The sequence below is a fragment of the Mesorhizobium sp. RCAM 05104 genome, from assembly GCF_059683645.1.
On sequence record NZ_CM185033.1, the window covers coordinates 3819968 to 3841512 of the forward strand.

Here is a 21545-nt window from a genome sequence, read left to right on the forward strand (position 1 = left end):
GCCGCTGGACACGCAGCACCGCAACCGCGTCACCATCGGCCAGATCGTGGCCAGCGGCGGCCGGGAATGCGCCGAGACGTAGTGTTCCGCGGGCGGATCGGGGGTTGCCGTTCGTGAGGTGGTTCATCGGCGTTCTCAACTCCCTAATGTCGATAAGAATACTATACTTAATGCCGAACGCATGGAAACTCATTCCAATTCATCGGCTTTTTTCAGTCTAAATTTGCTGAATTGGCGGCTCGCGTAGAAAGTTCCGGTGACAGGATGGCGTTTCGCTTGTGCTCGCTGGCGCTGCGCGTCCCGCCATGCCGGTTGCGAGGCGGACGACAAGGGGGCTTTTTGGCCATCAAATCCACTTCGCGGGCCTTTGGCAGATGACTTTTTTCCAACAACCGGCTTCGGCTAGAAGGATTTAACTCTACAAGAACGATAGAATTAGCTGACAATCATGGGGCAATCCGATTTTCTCTGTTTTCATGGAGCCCTTAATGTCCACCATTTCGCGACGCATCCTTCTCCTGTCGTCGGCGGCACTCGCGGGTGCCGCCTTCCTTGGCCCGGTCGAGGCGCAGGATCTCAAGATCACCATCGGCTACCAGACGGTGGTCGAGCCCTCGAAAGTGCCGCAGGCCGATGGCGCCTATGAGAAGGCGACCAAGGCGGCCATCGACTGGCGCAAGTTCGATTCCGGCGCCGATGTCATCGCCGCGGTCGCCTCCGGCTCGGTCGACATCGGCTATGTCGGATCGAGCCCGCTGGCGGCGGCGGCCAGCCGCGAGCTTCCCATCCAGACCATCTTCGTCGTCGGCCTGATCGGCGAATCCGAAGCGCTGGTCGCCCGCAACGGCGCCGGCATCGAGAAGGTCGCCGACCTCGCCGGCAAGAAGGTGGCGGTGCCGTTCGTCTCGACGACGCATTACAGCCTGCTCGCGGCGCTGAAGCATGAAGGCGTCGATCCGAAGTCGGTCGAGATCCTCAATCTGCGGCCCCCGGAAATCGCGGCCGCCTTCGCGCGTGGCGACATCGACGCGGCCTATGTCTGGGACCCGGCGCTCGGCCAGATCAAGACCGGCGGCAAGGTCGTGCTGGATTCCTCGCAGGTCGCCGCCTGGGGCGCGCCGACCTTCGACGCCTGGATCGTACGCGCCGACTTCGCCGAGAAGAACCCGGAAGCCGTGCGCGACTTCGTCAAGGTGACCGGCGCTGCCTATGCCGAATTCCTGGCCAAGCCCGACGCCTGGTCGGTGTCGTCGCCACAGGCCGAGAAAATCGCCAGGATCACCGGCGCCAAGCTGGAGGAGGTGCCGCAGCTGCTCAAGGGCTATGTCTTCCCGACGCTGGAAGAGCAGGCCTCGGACAAGTTCCTCGGCGGCGGCACGATCAAGGCGATCGAAGCGGCATCCGCCTTCCTCAAGGAGCAGGGTAAGATCGACGCCGTCCTGCCGGACTATTCGAAATACGTGACATCGAAATACGTCACCGAAGCGCTGGCTTCGAACTGACGTTCGTTTTCACGCAATTCCCAAGGGGAAGCGCTGTGCGCTTTTCCCGGGAAAGCCGCTTCACGCTTTTCCTGGAATTGCCCGGAACACGCGCGGATCTTCTTCCCTGACGCCGCGTGCCGCCTGCCCCGGAACCGCCGACGAGGAGCGGTTCGGGGCAGGCGGATTTGAACGAACCTCCCGTGAGGGCCCATGCCGCATCTCGTGCTCGACAGAATCTCGATCCACTATGACGGCCAGGCGGCGCCTGCCGTCGAGCGGGTGTCGATCGATGTCGCCAAGGGTGACTTCGTCGTGCTTGTCGGCCGTTCCGGCTGCGGCAAGACGTCGCTGCTCAATGTCGCCGCCGGCCTGGTCATGCCGGCACGCGGCAGTGCGGCGATCAACGGCAAACCGATCACCGCGCCGGGATCGGACCGGGCGGTGGTGTTCCAGAACGACGCGCTGTTTCCGTGGCTGACGGCACGCGAGAACGTTGCCTTTGCCCTGCGGCTGCGCGGCATCAGGCCGGCCGAGCGAGCACGCCGCGCCGATGAACTGCTGGCGCTGGTCAAGCTCACTGACGCCGGTGACAAGCGCATCTGGGAACTTTCCGGCGGCATGCGCCAGCGTGTCGGCCTGGCCCGGGCGCTCGCCGCCGAACCTGAATTCCTGCTGCTCGACGAACCGCTGGGCGCGCTCGATGCGCTAACGCGCGAACGCATGCAGACGACGCTGCTCGACCTGTGGACGGCAAGCGATGTCGGCGTGCTGATGGTGACGCACGGCATCGAGGAGGCGCTGGTGCTCGCCACCCGCATCGTTGTCCTGGCTCCTGGCCCGGGCCGCGTCGTGCGAACCTTCGAACCCGGTTTCTCCAGGCGCTACGCAGCCGGGGAAACCATTCGCGCGATCAAGGCCGACCCGGCCTTCGCGGCGGCGCGCGGCGAGCTGACCGATGCCATCTTCGAAGGAGAAGCGGCATGACCATTTCCTCTTACACGGAACGGCCAAACCAGAAGATCGACGACGCCGACGGACTGTCAGTGCCATGGTCCAGGCCACGCCCAAAGCGGGCCGGTGTTTCGGCGCGCATGGTCAGCGCGACCACCATCCTGGTGGTGCTGGCGGTATGGGCGCTGTCGGCCCGCCTGCAGCTGGTGTCGCCGGTGTTCCTGCCCTCGCCGGTCGCCGTGTGGAACAAATTCATCGTCGTCGCCCGCGACGGCTTTGTCGACGCAACGCTCCTGCAGCATGTCGCCGCCAGCCTGGGCCGTGTGTTCGCGGCGCTGATTGCCGCCATCCTCGTCGGCGTGCCGGTCGGGCTGGCCATCGGCATCAGCACCGTCGGGCGCGGCATCTTCGATCCGCTGCTGGAATTCCTGCGGCCGATCCCGCCGCTCGCCTACTTGCCGCTGGTCATCATCTGGTTCGGCATCGGCGAGCCGTCGAAGATCCTGGTGATCGCCATCGCCATGCTGGCGCCGGTGGCGCTGTCGACCGCGTCGGGCGTTCGTGGTGTTTCGCAAGAACGCATCAACGCGGCGCGTTCGCTTGGCGCGACGAAGCGCCAAGTGGTCCGCCACGTGATCCTGCCCAGCGCGCTCCCCTCGATCCTGACCGGCTTGCGCATCGCGCTCGGCGCCGGCTGGTCGACGCTGGTCGCCGCCGAACTGGTGGCGGCGACGCGTGGGCTTGGCTTCATGATCCAGTCGGCCGCCCAGTTCCTCGTCACCGACGTCGTGGTGATGGGCATATTGGTGATCGCGGCCATCGCCTTCGTACTCGAATTCACCATCCGCCGGATCGAGCGCGTGCTCGTCCCGTGGGCGGGAAGGGAATGATCAACCGCAAGCGCAGGAGAATGACGATGACCCATTCCACCGCCGTGCTGTTCGCCCATCTTGGCAACTGGCTTCGCCTCGTCCACGTCGGGGACAGGCAACCCCTCGAAGACGAATCCAGATCGCCAGTGCCCGTTCGATGGGACGCCGAGCGTGACCGCTTGCCGCCGCGCGACGAAAGTTTCTACTGGGCCTGGCAGTACTGGTCGCAGTGAAGGGGCACACAAACGCTGTGATGAAGGAAGGCCGGCGATCTTTTTGCGCCAATCCTTAGAACATAATTCTATCTTCTCTACCTAACTCACAAAATCATTTCTCTACTAAATTTATAGAACTACCTAGCCTGATCCATCTTCCAACCCGGCGAGGAAATTTCCCGGCGCCGATCGGCATTGAAGGAGTGGGATCATGTTCAATCTGACGAGGCGCGTTTTCGGCATCGGCCTGCTGGCGGCAAGCGTTGCCGTATCATTCGGCGCCGCGGCGCAGGAGTTGAAGCAGTTCAGCATCGGCTATCAGAAGACCGGCCTGCCGGTGATCGCCAGGCAGCAGCAGGTGATCGAGAAGGCGCTGAACGACAAGGGCGTCACGGTAAAGTGGGTCGAGTTCACCGCCGGACCGCCGCTGGTGGAGGCGCTCAATGTCGGTGCCATCGATGCCGGCTGGACCGGCGACGCCCCGCCGATCTTCGGTCAGTCGGCCGGCGCCAACATCGTCTATGCGGCAGCACTGCCGTCCAACGGCGACGGCGAGGCGATCTTCGTCAAGCCGGCGTCGCCGATCCAGTCGGTCGCCGACCTCAAGGGCAAGCGCGTCGGCGTCGGCAAGGGCACCAGTGCGCATAATCTTCTTGTGGCGGCGCTGGAGAAGGCAGGTGTCCCCTTCGACCAGATCACGCCGGTCTATCTCAGCCCGGCCGATGCGGCCGCCGCCTTCGCCAGCGACCAGATCGACGCCTGGACTGTCTGGGATCCGTTCTTCGCCATCGCCGAAACCCGCTACCAGCCGCGCGTGCTGGCGCGCTCCAGCGAGGTGCTCAAGGTCAACACCTACTTCCTCGCCAACAAGGATTTCGCCAAGGCGCATCCTGAAGTCGTCACCACGACGATCGCCGCCCTTGGCGAGGCGGCCAAATGGGCGGACCAGAACCGCGACAAGGTGGCCGAGGCGCTGCATGAGGTGACCGGGGTGCCACTCGACGCACAGACGATCGCCGCCAACCGCACCAAGTTCGGCATCTTTCCGATCACCGACGAGATCATCGCCGGCCAGCAGGCGACCGCCGACCGCTTCTTCAAGCTCGGCCTGATCCCGAACGCCGTCCGCATTTCCGACGCGGTGTGGACCGCGCCGGGCAACTGATCTTTCGTCACACGGCGCCGGGTCGAGAACGCCCGGCGCCATTGCCGTTTCCGCCCACATCTCCAGGAGGGCCTTCATGACCACGCCAGCCGACACCGCGCCCCTCGATTTCTTCTGGTTCATCCCGACGCATGGCGACGGTTCCTATCTCGGCTCCGAGGAGCAGCAGCGGCCACCGGAGTTCGGCTATTTCAAAGAGATCGCGCAGGCGGTCGACCGGCTCGGTTTTCCCGGCGTGCTGTTGCCGACCGGGCAGAACTGCGAGGATTCCTGGATTACCGCGACGGGACTCGCCACGCTGACCGAAAAACTCAAATTCCTTGTCGCCCTGCGGCCCGGCGTGACGCTGCCGACCTTCGCCGCACGCCAGACCGCCGCGCTCGACCGGCTGAGCAATGGCCGCCTGCTGCTCAATGTCGTGGTCGGCGGCAACCCGACCGAGCTTGCCGGCGACGGCATCTTCCTGCCGCATGACGAACGGTATGCCCAGGCGCATGAATTCCTGACCATCTGGCGCGGGCTGGTGTCCGGCGAGCGCGTCAATTTCGACGGCAGATATTACCGCGTCGAGAACGGCCGCCTCGACCTTTTGCCGAGCCAGGAGCGGCCGCCGCTCTATTTCGGCGGATCGTCCGATGCCGGACAGGACCTCGCCGCCGATCTCGTCGACATGTACCTGACCTGGGGCGAACCGCCGGCACAGGTCGCCGAAAAGCTCGCCTCGGCACGCAGGAAGGCGGCGCTGCGCGGCCGCAAGCTGCGTTTCGGCATCCGGCTGCATTTCATCGTTCGCGAAACCGAGGACGAAGCCTGGCGCGCCGCCGCCCGGCTGATCAGCCACGTCACCGACGCCCAGATCGAAAACGCGCAGGCCCGCTTCCTCAACCAGATGGACTCGGTCGGCCAGCGCCGCATGGCCGAACTGCATGGCGGCCGCCGCGACCGGCTGGTCGTGTCGCCCAACCTGTGGGCCGGCGTCGGACTGGTGCGCGGCGGCGCCGGCACGGCGCTGGTCGGCACGCCGGAGCAGATCATCGAGCGCATTCGCGAATACCAGGCGATCGGCATCAATACCATCATCGGTTCCGGCTATCCGCATCTGGAGGAAGCCTACCGCGTCGCCGAGCTGTTGTTTCCGAAGCTCGGGCTCGGCACCAGGCGGCCGAAAGCCCGCGAAGACATCGCCAACGAATTCTCGGTCGGCTTCCACGGCGCCGCCCGCCTGCAGGCCGCGTCATGAGCTTTTCCACGCGCCTGCACAGGGATGGCATCGGCTGGCTGCTGCCGGTGCTGGTGATCGCGGGATGGGAGGCGGCTTCCCGCGCGGGCGTCATGCCGGCTAACGTGCTGCCGGCGCCAAGTGCCGTCGCCGAGGCCTTCTGGCGGCTGACGCTGTCGGGCGAACTGATCCGCAACATCGGCGTCAGCACGGCGCGCGCGCTTGCCGGATTCGCCATCGGCGGCTCGATCGGCTTTGCGCTTGGCCTCGCCAACGGTCTGTCGCGGCTCAGCCGCGGCCTGACCGACACGACGCTGCAGATGATCCGCAACATTCCGCATCTGGCGCTGATACCGCTCGTCATCCTGTGGTTCGGCATCGACGAGGAAGCAAAGCTGTTCCTGGTGGCGCTCGGCGTGTTCTTTCCGATCTACGTCAACACCCTGCTCGGCATCCAGAGCGTCGACCCGCAGCTGGTCGAGATGGGCCGCGTCTACGGCATGGATCGCAGCGCACTGTTCTTCCGCGTCATCCTGCCCGGCGCGCTGCCGGCGATCTTCGTCGGCCTGCGCTATGCCCTGGGCATCATGTGGCTGACCCTGATCGTCGCCGAAACCATCTCGGCCAGCTCCGGCCTCGGCTACATGGCCATGCAGGCGCGCGAATTCCTGCTGATCGATGTCGTCGTGCTGTCGATCCTGATCTACGCGCTGCTCGGCAAGCTCGCCGACAGTCTCGCCCGCCTGCTCGAGCGGCTGTCGCTTGGCTGGCATCCCGCCTTCCAGAACATTTGAGGGTTTTCGATGCCCGCCGCCAGCCTCGCCGCCGTCCGCTCGTTTGTCGCCACGCCACCGCTGCTGCCTCCGGAGCAATTCATCGAAACACCGCGCGCCTTTGCCTTCAAGGGCGTGGGCAAGAATTTCGGCGACAAGATCGTTCTCGACGGCATCGATCTGGACGTACCGGTCGGGCAGTTCGTCGCCGTCATCGGCAAGAGCGGCTGTGGCAAGAGCACGCTGTTGCGGTTGCTGGCCGGGCTCGACCGGCCGACGGCGGGATCGCTGACATTCCGGGCCGAAGAAAAAGGCGGGGTGGAAGACCAAGGACACAGCCGCACGCGGTTCATGTTCCAGGAGCCGCGGCTGCTGCCCTGGGCCAGCGTGGTGAAGAACGTCGAGGTCGGGCTGACCGGCATCGCGTCCGGCGCGGACGCCAGGCAACGCGCGCTCGACATTCTTGGCGAGGTCGGCCTCGCCGATCGTGCCGACGAATGGCCATCGGTGCTGTCCGGCGGCCAGAAGCAGCGTGTCGCGCTGGCCCGCGCGCTGGTCGGCCACCCGCGGATCCTGGCGCTCGACGAGCCGCTCGGCGCACTCGACGCATTGACCCGCATCGAGATGCAGCAATTGCTGGAACGCATCTGGATCGCCCAGAAATTCACCGCCGTGCTGGTCACGCATGATGTCGCCGAGGCGGTTGCGCTGGCCGACCGGGTCGTGGTGATCAGCGCCGGCAAGATCGCGCTCGACCTGGACGTGCCCATCGCGCGGCCGCGGCGGCGCGGTTCCGCCGAACTTGCTCGTCTCGAAGGTACGATTCTGGACCGTCTGTTCAGTTAGAGGGCAAGCACAACGTTGGATCTGTCGGCAGGACAAAGGGGCGCGCGAAGGATTGCCAGCACTCGTTGCACAACGCAGTTCAGCTCCGCGAACAATCCGCCCACGCCAGCCCGGCGAGGCCGACCATCATGGTGACGAGGCGATATGGACCCGCCGCGAAAGGCCAGGGAACCGTCACGGCCGACGGCCCTCTTCGCCGCATTCGGCTCTCGGCCGTCAGGCCGGCTGAACCGAAGCCACTTTGCCGCCGGTATCGACGATGCAACTCGTTGGTTTTCCCGCGACGTTGAGTTCGACCTGGTAGCTCTTGGAATCGAGCTTGCGCGAACTGGTCGGCAACGCCTTGCTGCTATCGACCCCGCTCGCTTTCGCCGCCTCACCGGCGCAAAGAAGCTGGAGATCGGCAGGTGCGGTTTCGACCGTGGTCCTCGACATCTGGTCGGGTGTCGGGGCGCTTTGGCATGCCCCAAGAACCATTGCGATGACAATCGAGGCTGAGCCGTGAATGATCCAGTGCCTCAACCGGAACTGCGTGCGGGTCATCGTGGCCATAGTCCTGTCCCCTATGTCGAATTATACGCCCGTCCTCGATCAGACGCCCTTGTAGAGGGCAGCACCCTGCATCAATACGATGACCTTCGCCCCGACCTTGACGCGTGAATGCAGGTCGATGATGTCGCCATTGTTCATGCGGATGCATCCGGAGGACACGTCCAGACCGATCGTCCAGGGTTCAGGCGTGCCATGGATGCGGTAGATCGTGTCGTGGTCGCCTTCGTAGAGGTAAAGCGCTCGTGCGCCGAGCGGATTATCGGGGCCGCCAGGCATGCCGTTGGCCCACGGGCGGGCATTGGGGTCGCGGGCAACCATTTCGGCAGGCGGCGTCCAGGTCGGCCATTCCGCCATGCGGCCGATCTTGACGATGCCTGCCCATCCGAAGCCGTCCTTGCCGACCCCGATGCCGTAGCGGATCGCCTGCTGGCCAGGCTGAACGAGATAGAGGAAATGCTGGTTGCCATCGATGATGATGGTGCCGGGCTGCTCCGCGGTCCGGAACTTGACCACCTGCGGCCGAAAAGGTTCCGGCACCTGCTTGTGAAGCTTGTAATACCGGTAGGCCTTGGTGCGATTGTAATCCGTCCATTGCCGCGTCTTGGGATCGTAGACCTGGGTTCCCGCGGCAAGGGACGCGGCGGTGGATAAAACCAACCCCAGCGCCAGCACAACCGCGAGGCCTGCCGCATGCCCGCCGTCAGTCCCCCTCGCCCGTTTGTCCGTGCCGGACCTTGTCTTCGAGAGCCTGGTCATTGCTTGGCCCACCCTTCGACGCGCGCCTCGTTCCTGGCCACCCATTGCTCGGCGTAGGCATAGGGCGGCTGCCGCTCGACCTGGAGCGCATAGCTCATGTCGATCGCCTCCTCCGGCTTGAAGTCGACGTGCTCCAGGAAGCGAACCACCTCCGGATGTTTCTTACGCAGCGAAGTCGCGTAGGCGATGTGGTAGTGAGCCGTATCCCAGGCAACGGCGGCGTTCGATTTCGAAAGCCACTGTGGGTCCTCCGTCGGCAGGACGATCTTCCATTTGGCGGCATCGTATGGCGGTTCGGTCAGGCGGACGATGTCGTGCAATTTGAAAACCACATGTGGCGCGTAGCAAGCGAAGACCATCGGTCGATCCGCCGCCTCCGCCGCATCGACAGCCGCCATGCCCACATCTTCCGGCATCTCGAGCAGCGTCAGGTTCTTGGCATAGCCGTAGCTGTTGGCGCGGATGCGCTCGATTGTGGTCGAAGACCATGTCTCGGCGCCGATCCACATCTCACCCTTGCCGTCCCCGTCCGTGTCGAGCGCTTCGGTCTTCTTCGGATCACTGAGGTCGGAAATGTCCTTGAAGCCGTATTTGTCGGCTGCTGTCCTGTTGGCGCAGATGCCTTGCCAGGCCGGAACGCCGATCGGGCCGATCGCGACCGTACCGGCATCGGTGACATACTTCTTGACGAGGTTGTCGAGGTTGGGCAGCCAGACTTCCGGATGGATGTCGACCTGGCCGGAGTCGAGGCCGGCGAATGCGATCAGGGTGCCCATCTCCACCACATCCGCATCAATCCCGAACTGCTTCTTGAGGCTCACCTTCAGGATGTTGGCCGTGGCCTGGCCCGACGACCAGTTCGGCATCGCAATAACAAGATCGGCAGCCTGGGTGCGAACATCGCCGAGCACAATCGCCGAGGCGACCACCGCCACTTTCAATGCCAGTTTCACCAGGTCGACCATCAAGTGATCCTCTTCACGTGCTCCTTCGGAATTCGGCTGAGGACAGCGATGCGTCAATACAATATATAAATATGCGCTCTGCTTAATATATGTGTGCTAGCCAGAATAAATATCCTCTTTTGGCGCAAATAAATCAAGATCGAACAGCCCGACGCAACCCCATCTGGCGGGAGCATAATTCGCTTGGTGCAACACTCGGCGAATCCGAAGATAATACCTTATTAGCCTCCTCTCGCGGACCTGCTTCCAACGGTATCGGATGAAGGATCGCCAAATTGCTGGCTATGGTGACCTGCAAAACCCGCCAAGGATGTCGACGCTAGCTTGGCGGTTCTCCGCGCCAGATCGCACGTTCAAACCGGCATCCGGTCCTGATACGTTTCCTTGGGGATGCCGGCCGTGGCGGGCCTGTATTCGATGTGTCAGTTGCGCGAGCGGTTCGCCCACGCCAGCCCGGCAAGGCCGACCAGCATGGTGACGATGCCGACATAGAGCCATTGCGACTGGCCGGTCATGAAGCTTCCGCCGACAACGCCGATGCCTTGCAGCGACCATAGCGCGCCGAGGGCAAGAACGATCAAGGCCAGCAGATTTTTGGTCAGTCTCACTGTCCGATATCCCTTCCCAAGTCGATCTGTTGCGGTGTCATCGCCGCGATGAAAGAGCCAAAGGAAGCGGCTCGATCACGCCGACTTCTACTTGGATATCAGCGCCCGATCTTGTCAAACAAATCTCGGATATCGGCACGAAGATCATGATGAATTGATCATCGCGCCCCGGAATATCACTAACAGACTGTTACCCAGCGACTCCAAACGTGTGCCTTCGCCACGGAACCGCCAGATGATTGCCGCATTTCCCGCCTTATTCGCTACCTAACGGCTGGGGTCTGTCAAAAACGGAGTCATCCCCAAAAAATGAAGAACACGAAACAGACCGCGCTTGTCGCGGTAACGATCGTTGCTGGCCTGATGGTCGGCGCCTCCGCCTCTTCGGCAACCGCCGCCGCCGGCCAGTGCGGCCGCGCTTCGTGGTATGCCCTGCATTCCAGGACCGCATCGGGTGAGCGCATGAATCCTTCGGCTTTGACCGCCGCCCACCGCACCCTGCCTTTCGGCACCAAGCTTCGGGTGACCAACCAGAACAACGGCCGCAGCGTCGTCGTCCGCATCAACGATCGCGGCCCGTTCATCAAGGGGCGCGTGCTGGACCTGTCGAAGGGTGCCGCCGGCCAACTCGGCTTCATCGGCTCGGGCCACACCGCCGTCTGCATGGCGCGCGTCTGATGTCGCATGTGTCCGGCGCGAAGGTCGGACACATTTCCTATACACTTCGCAATGCACATTGAGCCGGCTGCGCCGTTCGAGGCGGTTTTTCAACGCTTTGGACGAAAGAACCATTGGTCACGCAACGTGACGTATTGCATCGCAACAATTAGTTGTTAACCTCGCCGCGAGATATCCAGGGCTCGGCGCTGCTCGTCGTCCCTTCGGTCGGCAGCAGCAGCGGGGTTCTAGATGTTCTACCAGCTCTATGAAATGAACCACGCTGCCATGCAGCCCGCGCGCCTCTACGCCGACGCGGTGCGGATGTTCTACTCCAATCCGCTCAATCCGGTTTCCCATACGGCCTGGGGCCGTTCGATCGCGGCAACCGCCGAATTGTTCGAGCGCACGACGCGCCGCTACGGCAAGCCGACGTTCGGCCTCGACAAGACGGTGGTCGACTGGAAGAGCGTCGAGGTCACCGAAAAGACCGTCTGGTCGCGGTCGTTCTGCAATCTCGTCCGCTTCGAACGCGCACTGCCAGCCGGGCGCCGGCCGGATCCGAAGCTGCTGATCGTGGCGCCGATGTCCGGCCACTACGCGACGCTGCTGCGCGGCACGGCCGAGGCGATGCTGCCCCATGCCGACGTGTATATCACCGACTGGGTCGATGCCCGCATGGTGCCGCTGGCGGATGGCAGTTTCGATCTCGACGACTACATCGACTACATCATCGACATGCTGCACACGCTGGGGCCCGACACGCATGTGATGGCTGTGTGCCAGCCTTCCGTGCCGGTGCTTGCCGCCGTTGCGCTGATGGAAACGCGCGGCGACCCCTTCGTTCCCTCGACGATGACCTTGATGGGCGGACCGATCGACACCCGCCGCAACCCGACCGCGGTGAACCTTCTGGCCGAGGAAAAGGGCATCGACTGGTTCCGCGACAACGTCATCATGAACGCGCCGTGGCCGGTGCCTGGTTTCGGCCGTGAGGTCTATCCGGGCTTCCTGCAGCTTTCCGGCTTCATGAGCATGAACCTCGACCGTCACATCATCGCCCACAAGGACTTCTTCATGCACCTGGTGAAGCATGATGGCGACAATGCCGAGAAGCACCGCGATTTCTATGACGAATACCTGGCGGTGATGGATCTGACGGCGGAGTTCTACCTGCAGACCGTCGACACCGTCTTCGTGCGCCATGCCTTGCCGAAGGGCGAGATGACGCATCGCGGCACCAGGATCGACCCGTCGGAGATCCGCAATGTCGCGCTGTTCACGGTCGAGGGCGAGAATGACGACATTTCCGGCCTTGGCCAGACCAAGGCGGCACATGATCTGTGCCCCAACATCCCCGCCGACAGGCACGCCCACTACATGCAGCCGGCGGTCGGCCATTACGGCGTGTTCAACGGCTCGCGCTTCCGCTCCGAAATCGTGCCGCGCATCGTCGACTTCATCACCAGCTATGGCCGACAGAACCGCGTTGCGGTGAAACCGAAGCTGGTCCGCACCGCCAAGAAATAATGCCCACGGGCCTGTGCCAACGGTGCGCGGTCATGCGGGACAATGGCTCGTAGTACAAAAGGCTTAAACCGCGCCGACTGACGCGGTTCGAGCCCACGCGTTCTGAGTACGGCAGCGACAATCCACGCCGATTGGCCGCCAGAATGAGGGTGGCGGCCGATTCTGTTGCACAATAGACGCTGTCCTGCCGCTCGGGTAACCATGCTGCTAATCCGCCCGTCGTCGTAATTGACACGGACTGTCAATCGCCCTTAACCTTTCGTTAATAACAAAGGGCGAGCGGGGACAATGATTTCCTCACCTATGGCACGAAGGCTGCGCTTGTGCGTGTTGGCCGGGCTGGCAGCAACGGGAGGCTGGGTGGCACCAGCTTTGGCGGCCGGAGCAATGGCGACCGGGGGGCTGACCTCGCAGCCGATTGGCCACTATGATTTCTGCAGGCTCAATCCGGGCGAATGCTCGATCCGCCCGACCAATCTCGCGCCCACCCCGATGACCGATGGGCTGATGCGCAAGCTGATCAGTGTCAGCGCCAAGGTCAACGCCGCCGTCAAGCCGATGAGCGACATGGAAATCTACGGCAAGGACGAGGTCTGGGCCTATCCCGACAAGGGCGTCGGCGACTGCGAAGACTATGTGCTGGAAAAGCGGCGCGAGCTTTCGCGCATGAGCATCTCGCTTGCCGATCTGCTGATCACCGTGGTGCGCAAGCCCGACGGCGAGGGCCACGCGGTGCTGACAGTGCGCACCGACAAGGGCGACTACGTGCTCGACAATCTGACCGACAAGGTCAAGCCGTGGGACCAGACCGGTTATCGCTTCCTCAAGCGGCAGGCGATCGACAACACCGGTCGCTGGGTCTCGATCCGGGGCGGTCAGCAGGTGCTGGTCGGCGCGGTCCAGTAAACACAGGCGCGACGTATCCGAAGCACGATCACGCGTCTTCAGCTACTTTCGGCAAATAGCCAAACTCGGCGCTGCCCCTCATTGTCCTGCCGGACATTTCTCCCCGTTGGCAACGGGGAGAAAGACGCTCCCATCAATGATTTCGCCAATTTTCGCCGTTGCAAGGTGGCGCCAATGTCCCGGCCATCACCTTCTCCCCGTCACTATACGGGGAGAAGGTGCCGGCAGGCGGATGAGGGGCAGCGCGGCGCTGCGAATTCCGCACTTCGCGCCCTCTAACAATTCCGCATTTCTCCATGAACCATTTCCGTTCGCCCGGCGACACACAGCCGTGGACGACAGAAACCCAACCATGGAGAACTCAGATGACTGCTTTTCTGCGGAATGCCCTTCTCGCCGCCGCGGCCGTGTCGGCCCTGACCGGATCCGCTCTGGCTGACCAGACCGTCACGAGCTGCGCCAAGACCACGCTCAATGATCTGTGGAGCGGTCGCTGCTGCAGCGCCGCCGGCGCATCGGACTGCCTGGGCGGTGGAAACGGTGGCCGCGACCATCACGACAATGGTGGCCCCAGCACCAATGGCGGCGGAAACAAGGGCGGCGCGGCCGGCAAGCCGTGATCTCATCGCTGCTGACCGCCGGCGGGCCCTTCAGGTGAAGCGGACGCCGGCGCCAGCAGGAGAACTCGCGCCGTCTGGCGCAAATCGCCTGGGCTATGGCCGCCGGCCCAGCGCCGCGCGGATCGACGCGGTGATGCGGCGAAGTTCGGCCTCGTCGAGTTTTTCGATGTTCTCGGCCAGGAGATTGGCAAGCTCGGTGGCGGCGGAATCCAGACCCGACGTGTCGAGCTTAACGCGGGGGTGCGAGGCCTCGGCCAGCCGCGCCAGTTCCTCAGCGTCATCCCAGATGATGTTGAAATAGCCGATGATCTTCTGGATCAGCGTCCAGGTCGGCGCACCGCGCCGGCCATGTTCCAGCGCCGACAGATAGGCGGCGCTGACGCCGATCGCCGCCGCCATGTCCTTCTGGTTGACACCGCGTTCGCTGCGCAGCGCGCGCAACTTCTCGCCGAAGGGGGTCATGACCGCACCCGCCGCAAGCGGACATAGAGCGCGCCTGAGCCGCCATGGTTGCGCGCGGCATGGTCGTGGCTGGAGACCAGCGGCCGGAAGGCCGGCGTCGACAGCCAGGCCGGGACCGCGCGCCGCAGCACCCCGTCGCCGCCCGAGGACGAGCCCTTGCCGGTGATGACCAGCACATAGCGGATGCCGCCGGCATGCGCGCGATGCAGGAACGAAAACAGCAGCGAATAGGCTTCGTCCTGGGTCAGGCCGTGCAGGTCGACGCGGCCCTCGATCGGCAGCCGGCCTTTCGACAGTTTGTCAAGCGTCGGCTCATCGAGCGCGTGCGCGACATGTTGTGCCTTCGGCTTCGCCGCGCCGGCCGGAGCGCCGGCGAGCGGCGCTGGTTGCGGCGGCGCAGGCCTGGGCTCGGCGCCGATGTCGGGAATGTCGACGGCTGTCCTGCCCTTCAGCGGCTTGGCCGTGCGCGCCACCAGGTTCCACAGAACCCGGTCGTCCTCGCTTAGCTTGGCTTCGCTCAGCCTGTCTGGGCGCCGGGTCATCGATTCGAACCCGAAACGAGCGCGCGCGGCACCAGCGCGTGAAAGTCCGCCGCATTGCGCACCACACCGGCGATCTCGCCGGCCGCGTCGCCCGAACCGGCGAACAGGTCGCCCCGCGCCGGCCCGGTTATGGCCGAGCCGGTGTCCTGCGCGATCATCAGGCGACGGAACGGTTTTCCATCGAAAGCGATCAGCGACGGAGCGTCGATATGGAACGGCGTACCGAATGTGTGCAGCAGTCGGTCGACGGCGACGGAGCGGCCCGGCGTCAGCGGCACCTTGGCGGCGGCGATCGGACCGAGGGCCGCATCGTCGACATCCGCCTCGCGGAAGAAGATATAGGAGCGGTTGCGCCAGAGGATTTCATCGACACGGCCGGGATGCGCCTTGAACCAGGCGCGGATCGACTGCATCGTCACCTTCTCGAGCGGGATCTCGCCAATCTCGCTCAAGATCTTGCCGGGCCCGGTGAAGCGCTGGCCGGATTTGGCCGCGTAGGTGACGCGGCGAAGCCGGCCATCGGTCATGTTCAGCCGCGCCGCCCCTTGCACGTGAATGAAGAAGGCATCGACCTTGTCGGCCAGCCAGGCGATTTCCAGCCCCTTGCCCGCGAGCGCGCCGCGCTCGATCTCGCCACGGTCGGGATATTCGACAGGCCCGCCCGGCGTCTGGCGCGCGAAAGCGAGATAGGGGTCCATGCCGGGTGGCCGGTTGGCGTCGTCGATATCGACGAGATCGGCCGGACGCGACAGCAGCGGCACGCAGAAGTGCCGGGTTTGCACCGGCGACGCCTCGATTTCGGGCTCGTAGAAGCCGGTGACGAGGCCTGGGCCGCCGTTCTCGGCGCGGACATGCGTCGGAATGAAATGGCGCTCGAAGAAGGCACGGGCCTGCGACCGATTCGCCGGCGAAACGGTGCGGGCCTCGGTGTAGGCGTCAGCGAAGGCGTTGAAGTCGATACCGAGCGAACCGGTGCGATAGGGTTTGTTCAGGACATGAAAGGCGGAGCGGCGGAAGGCCGCGAAGGCCGCCAGATGGTCGTCATCGCCCCAGCCGGGGAGATCCTCAAACGATTTTCCGACAAGGAGAGGCGACAGCGACACCGGAGCCCGCCTTCGACTAAAGCGCGTCGTGCTTGAAGAGGGCCATGCGACGCGCTTCGGATCCTGGGGTTGATGCCTGTCGTTTTCCCAAAACCGCTTCGCACTTTTGGGCGACATGCATCGGGGCTCAGTCTTCTTCCTCGGTGGCGACCAGCTTCCAGTTCGGATCGCGCGAGCGCGTGTCGCGGGCGAAGGTCCAGACATCCTTGACCTCGGCGACGGTTTCCGGGTCACCATCGATGACGGCGCCGGCCTTGTCGCGGGTCGCCGAAATCAGCTCGCTGATGATGCGCAACGTGACATGGGCCTCGCCACCCTTCATCTCGGCCGAAACGATGTCGGCCTTGTCGATGCCGACGAAGGAGGACTGGATCTTTTCCGACTTGGCCTCGCGTTCGCCAATGGCGGCGACAAAACCGTCATAGACCTCGCGCGACAACAGGTTCTTCAGCGTCTTGCGATCGCCGTCGGCATAGGCCATGACGATCATCTCGTAGGCCATCTTGGCGCCGTCGACGAAGCCCTTGGGATCGAAGGACGGGTCGTTGTCCTTGATCGTGCGCAGGCCCTTGTTGAGGTCGCTGTCAGGCTTGGCGAAGGCGTCGATCGCCGCGTAGGTGTCGGCCGCCGGCTCGCCCGGCAACCGCTTGCGCGGCAGCGAAACGACATTTTCGGATTTCTGAGCGGCATCCTTGTCACCGCCGCGGGCCGCGGTATAGGGGTCGAAGGGCGGCCGTTCACTGCCGGTACGACGGCCCAGCACATTGCGCAGCTGGAAAAAGATGACCACCGCCGCAATCAGGAAGAAAATCGTGCCGAAGTCGAAGAATCCCATATCTTCCGCCAATCAATCCCTGCCTTTTGGCCGGACCGTCCGGCCAAGGAGCCGCGGTCGCATAGCGTTCAACATTCAAAGCATATAGAACGCAAGGCGCAATCATTCAAATCAAAGGCAGGCATACCTATCTAACAGGCCCAGTGCCAGCGGCGATTGCTCGCCGGCGGCCGAAACATTGAACGGCCTGACGATCGGAAGGGTTGGCAAGACTTGCGTATTTCATTCCTTCCTCTTTTTCTCCTCGCGCTCCCGCTTCTGGAAATCGCCGGCTTCGTGGTCGTCGGTCGCGAGATCGGCGCGCTGGCGACGGTCGGGCTGGTGCTGGCGTCGAGCATCGCCGGCGTGCTGCTCTTGAGGCACCAGGGTTTCGGCGTGATGACCCGGATCCGCGCCGAGATGGATGCCGGCCGCGATCCCAGCCGCCAGCTAGCCCATGGCGCCATGATCGTGGTCGCGTCGATCTTTTTGATCATCCCCGGCTTCATCACGGATATTATCGGCCTGCTCCTGTTCCTGCCGCCGGTGCGCGACCTTGCCTGGCGCAGGTTCAAGGGCCGCATCGTCGTGGCCACCAATTTCACCACCGGGGGCTTTGGCGGCCGGCCGCGCGACAGGGTCATCGATCTCGACGACGGCGATTATTCGCGCGAGGACGATTTGAAACGCGGTCCCGACCACAACTCGCCCTGGCGGCGCCTGAAGGACGATTGAGGCAGGAGCGTTCCCGGGTCGCCACAAGCAAGGCGGCAAACCTTGTCTTGTCATGCCGACCATGGTAGCGAACGCCCGATTTCAATTCGGTCAGCGATGCTGCCCAGGCAAAAGGACAACGGCTCATGGCCAGCAAAGATGACGCGCCGGTCGGCGCAGCCAACGGAAACGGCAATGCGGCACAGCCGTCGCTCAACGTTCTGGCCCAGTATGTGAAGGATCTCTCCTTCGAAAGCCCCGGCGCGCCGAATTCGCTGCGCGGCCGCGACAAGGCGCCCGGCATCGCCATCAACGTCAACGTCAACGCCAATCCGCTCTCCGACAAGCAGTTCGACGTCAACCTGACGCTGAACGCGAAGGCTTCCTTCGACCAGGAAGTGCTGTTCAATGTCGAGCTGGTCTATGGCGGCGTGTTCGCGATCAGCGGCTTCCCGCAGGAACACATGCTGCCGATCCTGTTCATCGAATGCCCGCGCCTGCTGTTCCCGTTCGCCAGGCAGATCATTGCCGAGGCGACGCGCAATGGCGGCTTCCCGCCGCTGATGCTCGACCCGATCGATTTCGCGCAGATGTTCCAGCAGAAGCTGGCCGAGGACCAGGCCGCCACCAAGGTCAAGGTGAGCTGATCCTGCCTTGCAGAATTCCCGAAAAACCCGGCCTCGCGCCGGGTTTTTTGTTTGAGATGTCGGCGGGTCGCTGCGGGGGAAATCAGCCAGCCGCAACCTTCAGCCAAAGCGCCTTTTCGCCCAGCGCGGCGACCATGCCGGTGTGGGCGTCGCGCTCGGCGTCGGTCAGGCGGGATGGCAATGGCGCCGGGCGTTGGCTTATCGTGATTTCGATCTGGCGGACATTCTCCCTGCCCTGGGCGGGGGCGGTTGCGCTGTCGAGGACGAGCGCCGCCTGCTTGCCGCCGATCAGCTCGATATAGACCTCGGCCAGCAGTTCGGAATCGAGCAGGGCGCCATGCTTGGTGCGCCTTGTGTTGTCGATGCCATAGCGCCGGCAGAGCGCGTCGAGCGAATTGGGGCCCATCGGATGCTTGCGGCGCGCCAGCGCCAGCGTGTCGACGACAAGACCGTTGTCGATGACCGGGTGGCCCAGCCGGCCGAATTCGACATTGAGGAAGCCGATGTCGAAGGTGGCGTTGTGTGCAACCAGCTTGGCGCCGTCGATGAAGGCCAGCCACTCCTCGGCAATCTCGGCAAAGGTCGGCTTGCCGACGAGGTCCGCCGCGCTGATGCCGTGCACGGCCTGCGCTTCAGCGTGGATCGGGCGGCCTTGCGGATTGATATAGTGGTGGAAGGTGCGGCCGGTCGGGAAGCGGTTGACCAGTTCGACGCCGCCAAGCTCGATCACGCGGTCGTCGCGCGAATCGAGGCCGGTGGTTTCCGTGTCGAAGATGATCTCGCGCATCGAATCAGTCTGCTGGAGGCCGGGTTTCGCACAAGATGGCGATGTGGAGCCGGCACGGCAAGCTTACTGACCGGACCTGGCGGCCTTATCCCCCGACAGCGCCTTGATGATCGCGTCGACCTTGGCGCGAGCAGCCTCGAGACCTTGCCCGGTGTCGATGATGAAATCGGCAAGCCGGCGCTTCTCGGCGTCGGGAACCTGCTTGGCCAGGATCGACGCCAGTTTTTCTTCGCTCATGCCCTGCCGGGCCAGCACGCGGGCGCGCTGGATGTCGTCCGAAGCGGTGACGACGACGACCTTGTCGACGCGGTCGCGGCCGCCGGTTTCGAACAGCAACGGGATGTCGAGGACCGCCAGCGGCGCGCCGGCGGCGCGATGCCTGGCCAGGAAGGCATCGGCATCGGCGCGCACCAGCGGATGGATGATGGCCTCAAGCCGCTTCAGCGCGGCGGCATCGCCGAGCACCCGCCGGGCCAGCTCCGTGCGATCGACCACACCGGAAATAGTGGTGCCGGGAAAGGCCGCCTCGACCAGCGGCGCGGCCTTGCCGGCATAGAGGCGGTGCACCGCCTCGTCGGAATCGTGAACCGGCACGCCGGCCTCGGCGAACATCTTCGCCGTCGTCGACTTGCCCATGCCGATCGAGCCGGTGAGACCAAGCACGATCATGCCTTCGGCACCAGGTCGGCGACGATGATCGCGCGCAGCTCAGCCGTAACCTGCGGCCTGATGCCGAACCAGCGCTCGAAGCCGGGCACGGCCTGATGGAGCAGCATGCCGAGACCATCGACCGTCTTCAGGCCGCGCGCTCGGGCAGCGGCAAGCAGCGGCGTCTCCAGGGGTACGTAGACAATGTCGGTGACGATCGCCTGGTCGGGCAGTCTGGACGGGTCGGCCGACAGGCCTTCATTGCCATGCATGCCGAGCGCCGTGGCGTTGATCAGCAGGCCGGCGCCCGTCAGCAGTTCGTTCGTCGCCTCCGGGCCATGGGCGGTAACGCCGGCGCCGAAGCGATCGCACAATTCCTGTGCCCGCGCGAGCGTCCGGTTGACGATGCGGATATCGCCGACGCCGCGCTGCTTCAACGCATGGATGACCGCGCGCGACGCGCCGCCGGCGCCAAGCACCACGGCTGGACCGTTGGTCGCCCAGCCCGATGCATGGTCATCCAGATTGGCGACGAAGCCGTGAGCGTCGGTGTTACCGCCCCACAAGGTGCCGTCCTCGAACCAAAGCGTGTTGACGGCGCCGATCTGCTCGGCGGCGTCATCGCGGCGGGCGACCTGCGCGAAGGCGACCTCCTTGTGCGGTATGGTAACATTGCCGCCTCGATAGCCATTTTTCCAAAGCGTCGCCAGGAATTCGGGAAAATCTTGCGGCGCCACGTCGATCGCCTCATAGCTGCCGTCAATGCCGTGTTTCGCCAGCCAATGGCCGTGGATCTTCGGCGAGCGCGAATGCCTGATCGGGTGGCCAGTGACGAAGGCCTTTTTTGTTGTTTCAGCCATCGATCGCTCCCAGCGCGCGCAGTTCGGCCAGCAGCGGCAACAATGGCAGGCCGACAATGGTGAAATGATCGCCTTCGATCTTGTCGAACAGCTGGATGCCTTCGCCCTCGACCTGATAGGCGCCGACGCTGGATAGCGCCTTGGCGCCGACGCGGGCGAGGTGGCGGCCGATGAAAGCCGGGTCGAGCTTGCGCATGGTCAGGCTGGCGATGCCGACATGCCGCCACAGCACCGCGCCGTCGCGGACCAGCACGGCGGCGCTGTTCAGCTGATGGGTCTTTCCCGACAGCGCCAGGAGATGACGGCGCGCGCCCTCCATGTCGGCCGGCTTGTGGAACACTTCGTCGCCAAGCGACAGCGTCTGGTCGCAGCCCAGCACCAGGGCGCCCGGCTTGCGCGAGCTCACCTCGGTGGCCTTGGCCTCGGCCAACACCAGGGCGACGTCCTCGGGGGAGACGCCGCTGCCCTGCAAGGGCGCCTCGAGCGCGCGCTCGTCGACTTCGGCCGGAACCGCCTCGACGTCAACGCCGGCATTGACGAGCATTGCCTTGCGGAACGGGCTGCCCGAGGCGAGGATGATTTTCTCTGTCATGGTTTGTGCGCCCGATACCCGTCCAGTTCCCGTCGAGATGTCAATCCAAGTAGAAAAACCGTTGCGCCCGTCGGCCACTGTAACGGCATGGATCCTAGGGTCTCCGCGACGTCGCTTCGCGACTGCTCCGCCCTAGGATGACGAAGGCGCGATGGTTCAATGGCCAATGACCAACGTTGGAGATTGGCGGAGACGACCCTCTCTTCGTCATCCTAGGGCGAAGCAAGGAGCGCAGCGACGCGGCGCAGACCCTAGGA

Annotated in this window: 26 protein-coding genes; 14 read left to right on the forward strand and 12 right to left on the reverse strand. The window is 64.1% G+C overall.

Annotation, left to right across the window (positions count from 1 at the left end; genetic code table 11):
• Window positions 1–488 precede the first annotated feature (488 nt).
• The 8 genes from tauA (at window position 489) to AC56QP_RS18675 (ending at window position 7525) form a co-directional block, all read left to right on the forward strand.
• Complete coding sequence (tauA, locus tag AC56QP_RS18640) at window positions 489–1502, forward strand: taurine ABC transporter substrate-binding protein (protein ID WP_489858615.1); 1014 nt, start codon at window positions 489–491, stop codon at window positions 1500–1502.
• Between the two features lie 192 nt (window positions 1503–1694).
• A complete protein-coding gene (locus tag AC56QP_RS18645; RefSeq protein ID WP_489858614.1) occupies window positions 1695–2468 on the forward strand; it encodes a taurine ABC transporter ATP-binding protein in 774 nt (257 codons plus the stop codon).
• The gene (tauC, locus tag AC56QP_RS18650) at window positions 2465–3325 is read left to right on the forward strand and encodes a taurine ABC transporter permease TauC (protein ID WP_489858613.1); all 861 of its coding nucleotides are present in this window, start codon (window positions 2465–2467) and stop codon (window positions 3323–3325) included. Before AC56QP_RS18645 ends, tauC begins: the two co-directional genes overlap by 4 nt.
• 26 nt (window positions 3326–3351) lie before the next feature.
• Window positions 3352–3540, forward strand: coding sequence for a hypothetical protein (locus AC56QP_RS18655; protein ID WP_489858612.1), 189 nt, complete (start codon window positions 3352–3354; stop codon window positions 3538–3540).
• 193 nt (window positions 3541–3733) lie between these two features.
• Window positions 3734–4687, forward strand: a complete 954-nt coding sequence (locus AC56QP_RS18660) for a sulfonate ABC transporter substrate-binding protein (RefSeq protein ID WP_489858611.1) — start codon at window positions 3734–3736, stop codon at window positions 4685–4687.
• Between the two features lie 76 nt (window positions 4688–4763).
• Window positions 4764–5927 carry an FMNH2-dependent alkanesulfonate monooxygenase gene (gene ssuD, locus AC56QP_RS18665; RefSeq protein ID WP_489858610.1) on the forward strand — a complete coding sequence of 388 codons (1164 nt, stop codon included), beginning with the start codon at window positions 4764–4766 and terminating at the stop codon, window positions 5925–5927.
• On the forward strand, window positions 5924–6700 hold the full coding sequence (locus AC56QP_RS18670; RefSeq protein WP_489858609.1) for an ABC transporter permease subunit: 777 nt from the start codon (window positions 5924–5926) through the stop codon (window positions 6698–6700). Before ssuD ends, AC56QP_RS18670 begins: the two co-directional genes overlap by 4 nt.
• A gap of 9 nt (window positions 6701–6709) precedes the next feature.
• On the forward strand, window positions 6710–7525 hold the full coding sequence (locus tag AC56QP_RS18675) for an ATP-binding cassette domain-containing protein (protein ID WP_489858608.1): 816 nt from the start codon (window positions 6710–6712) through the stop codon (window positions 7523–7525).
• A gap of 216 nt (window positions 7526–7741) precedes the next feature.
• Here the strand turns inward: AC56QP_RS18675 and AC56QP_RS18680 are convergent, their stop codons facing one another.
• The 4 genes from AC56QP_RS18680 to AC56QP_RS18695 all read right to left on the reverse strand — a co-directional run bounded on the left by AC56QP_RS18680 (window position 7742) and on the right by AC56QP_RS18695 (window position 10406).
• Complete coding sequence (locus AC56QP_RS18680; protein ID WP_489858607.1) at window positions 7742–8077, reverse strand: hypothetical protein; 336 nt, start codon at window positions 8075–8077, stop codon at window positions 7742–7744.
• A 39-nt stretch (window positions 8078–8116) separates the two neighbouring features.
• Window positions 8117–8833: a L,D-transpeptidase gene (locus AC56QP_RS18685; RefSeq protein WP_489858606.1), complete on the reverse strand. Its 717-nt coding sequence runs from the start codon at window positions 8831–8833 to the stop codon at window positions 8117–8119.
• Window positions 8830–9798, reverse strand: a complete 969-nt coding sequence (locus tag AC56QP_RS18690; RefSeq protein WP_489858605.1) for an ABC transporter substrate-binding protein — start codon at window positions 9796–9798, stop codon at window positions 8830–8832. Before AC56QP_RS18690 ends, AC56QP_RS18685 begins: the two co-directional genes overlap by 4 nt.
• A gap of 422 nt (window positions 9799–10220) precedes the next feature.
• Entirely contained in the window at window positions 10221–10406 is a 186-nt protein-coding gene (locus AC56QP_RS18695; RefSeq protein ID WP_489858604.1) for a hypothetical protein, read from the reverse strand.
• A 309-nt stretch (window positions 10407–10715) separates the two neighbouring features.
• Between AC56QP_RS18695 and AC56QP_RS18700 the strand changes: the two genes are divergently transcribed.
• From AC56QP_RS18700 to AC56QP_RS18715, 4 genes are all read left to right on the forward strand, one after another.
• On the forward strand, window positions 10716–11084 hold the full coding sequence (locus AC56QP_RS18700; protein WP_489858603.1) for a septal ring lytic transglycosylase RlpA family protein: 369 nt from the start codon (window positions 10716–10718) through the stop codon (window positions 11082–11084).
• Window positions 11085–11315: 231 nt separating this feature from the next.
• A complete protein-coding gene (locus tag AC56QP_RS18705) occupies window positions 11316–12593 on the forward strand; it encodes a polyhydroxyalkanoate depolymerase (protein ID WP_489858602.1) in 1278 nt (425 codons plus the stop codon).
• A gap of 288 nt (window positions 12594–12881) precedes the next feature.
• Window positions 12882–13499, forward strand: coding sequence for a transglutaminase-like cysteine peptidase (locus AC56QP_RS18710; RefSeq protein ID WP_489858601.1), 618 nt, complete (start codon window positions 12882–12884; stop codon window positions 13497–13499).
• A gap of 365 nt (window positions 13500–13864) precedes the next feature.
• A complete protein-coding gene (locus tag AC56QP_RS18715; RefSeq protein WP_489858600.1) occupies window positions 13865–14119 on the forward strand; it encodes a hypothetical protein in 255 nt (84 codons plus the stop codon).
• Window positions 14120–14212: 93 nt separating this feature from the next.
• Here the strand turns inward: AC56QP_RS18715 and AC56QP_RS18720 are convergent, their stop codons facing one another.
• The 4 genes from AC56QP_RS18720 to AC56QP_RS18735 all read right to left on the reverse strand — a co-directional run bounded on the left by AC56QP_RS18720 (window position 14213) and on the right by AC56QP_RS18735 (window position 17061).
• Window positions 14213–14581: a helix-turn-helix domain-containing protein gene (locus tag AC56QP_RS18720; RefSeq protein WP_489858599.1), complete on the reverse strand. Its 369-nt coding sequence runs from the start codon at window positions 14579–14581 to the stop codon at window positions 14213–14215.
• The gene (locus AC56QP_RS18725; protein ID WP_489858598.1) at window positions 14578–15123 is read right to left on the reverse strand and encodes a Smr/MutS family protein; all 546 of its coding nucleotides are present in this window, start codon (window positions 15121–15123) and stop codon (window positions 14578–14580) included. The genes AC56QP_RS18720 and AC56QP_RS18725 overlap by 4 nt, the downstream gene beginning before the upstream one ends.
• The gene (mltA, locus tag AC56QP_RS18730; protein WP_489858597.1) at window positions 15120–16226 is read right to left on the reverse strand and encodes a murein transglycosylase A; all 1107 of its coding nucleotides are present in this window, start codon (window positions 16224–16226) and stop codon (window positions 15120–15122) included. The genes AC56QP_RS18725 and mltA overlap by 4 nt, the downstream gene beginning before the upstream one ends.
• Before the next feature lie 127 nt (window positions 16227–16353).
• Window positions 16354–17061, reverse strand: coding sequence for a Tim44/TimA family putative adaptor protein (locus tag AC56QP_RS18735; protein WP_256753290.1), 708 nt, complete (start codon window positions 17059–17061; stop codon window positions 16354–16356).
• A gap of 213 nt (window positions 17062–17274) precedes the next feature.
• Here AC56QP_RS18735 and AC56QP_RS18740 point away from each other — a divergent pair, with 213 nt between their 5' ends.
• Together AC56QP_RS18740 and secB are read left to right on the forward strand one after the other, a co-directional pair.
• Window positions 17275–17775 carry an FxsA family protein gene (locus AC56QP_RS18740; protein ID WP_489858596.1) on the forward strand — a complete coding sequence of 167 codons (501 nt, stop codon included), beginning with the start codon at window positions 17275–17277 and terminating at the stop codon, window positions 17773–17775.
• Between the two features lie 125 nt (window positions 17776–17900).
• A complete protein-coding gene (gene secB, locus AC56QP_RS18745) occupies window positions 17901–18401 on the forward strand; it encodes a protein-export chaperone SecB (protein WP_109663564.1) in 501 nt (166 codons plus the stop codon).
• A gap of 82 nt (window positions 18402–18483) precedes the next feature.
• Here the strand turns inward: secB and dnaQ are convergent, their stop codons facing one another.
• The 4 genes from dnaQ to AC56QP_RS18765 all read right to left on the reverse strand — a co-directional run bounded on the left by dnaQ (window position 18484) and on the right by AC56QP_RS18765 (window position 21288).
• Window positions 18484–19188 carry a DNA polymerase III subunit epsilon gene (dnaQ, locus tag AC56QP_RS18750; protein ID WP_489858595.1) on the reverse strand — a complete coding sequence of 235 codons (705 nt, stop codon included), beginning with the start codon at window positions 19186–19188 and terminating at the stop codon, window positions 18484–18486.
• A gap of 63 nt (window positions 19189–19251) precedes the next feature.
• Window positions 19252–19857: a dephospho-CoA kinase gene (gene coaE, locus AC56QP_RS18755; protein ID WP_489858594.1), complete on the reverse strand. Its 606-nt coding sequence runs from the start codon at window positions 19855–19857 to the stop codon at window positions 19252–19254.
• The gene (locus tag AC56QP_RS18760; protein ID WP_489858593.1) at window positions 19854–20696 is read right to left on the reverse strand and encodes a shikimate dehydrogenase; all 843 of its coding nucleotides are present in this window, start codon (window positions 20694–20696) and stop codon (window positions 19854–19856) included. Before AC56QP_RS18760 ends, coaE begins: the two co-directional genes overlap by 4 nt.
• Window positions 20689–21288, reverse strand: coding sequence for a Maf-like protein (locus AC56QP_RS18765; RefSeq protein ID WP_489858592.1), 600 nt, complete (start codon window positions 21286–21288; stop codon window positions 20689–20691). Before AC56QP_RS18765 ends, AC56QP_RS18760 begins: the two co-directional genes overlap by 8 nt.
• Between the last annotated feature and the right edge of the window lie 257 nt (window positions 21289–21545).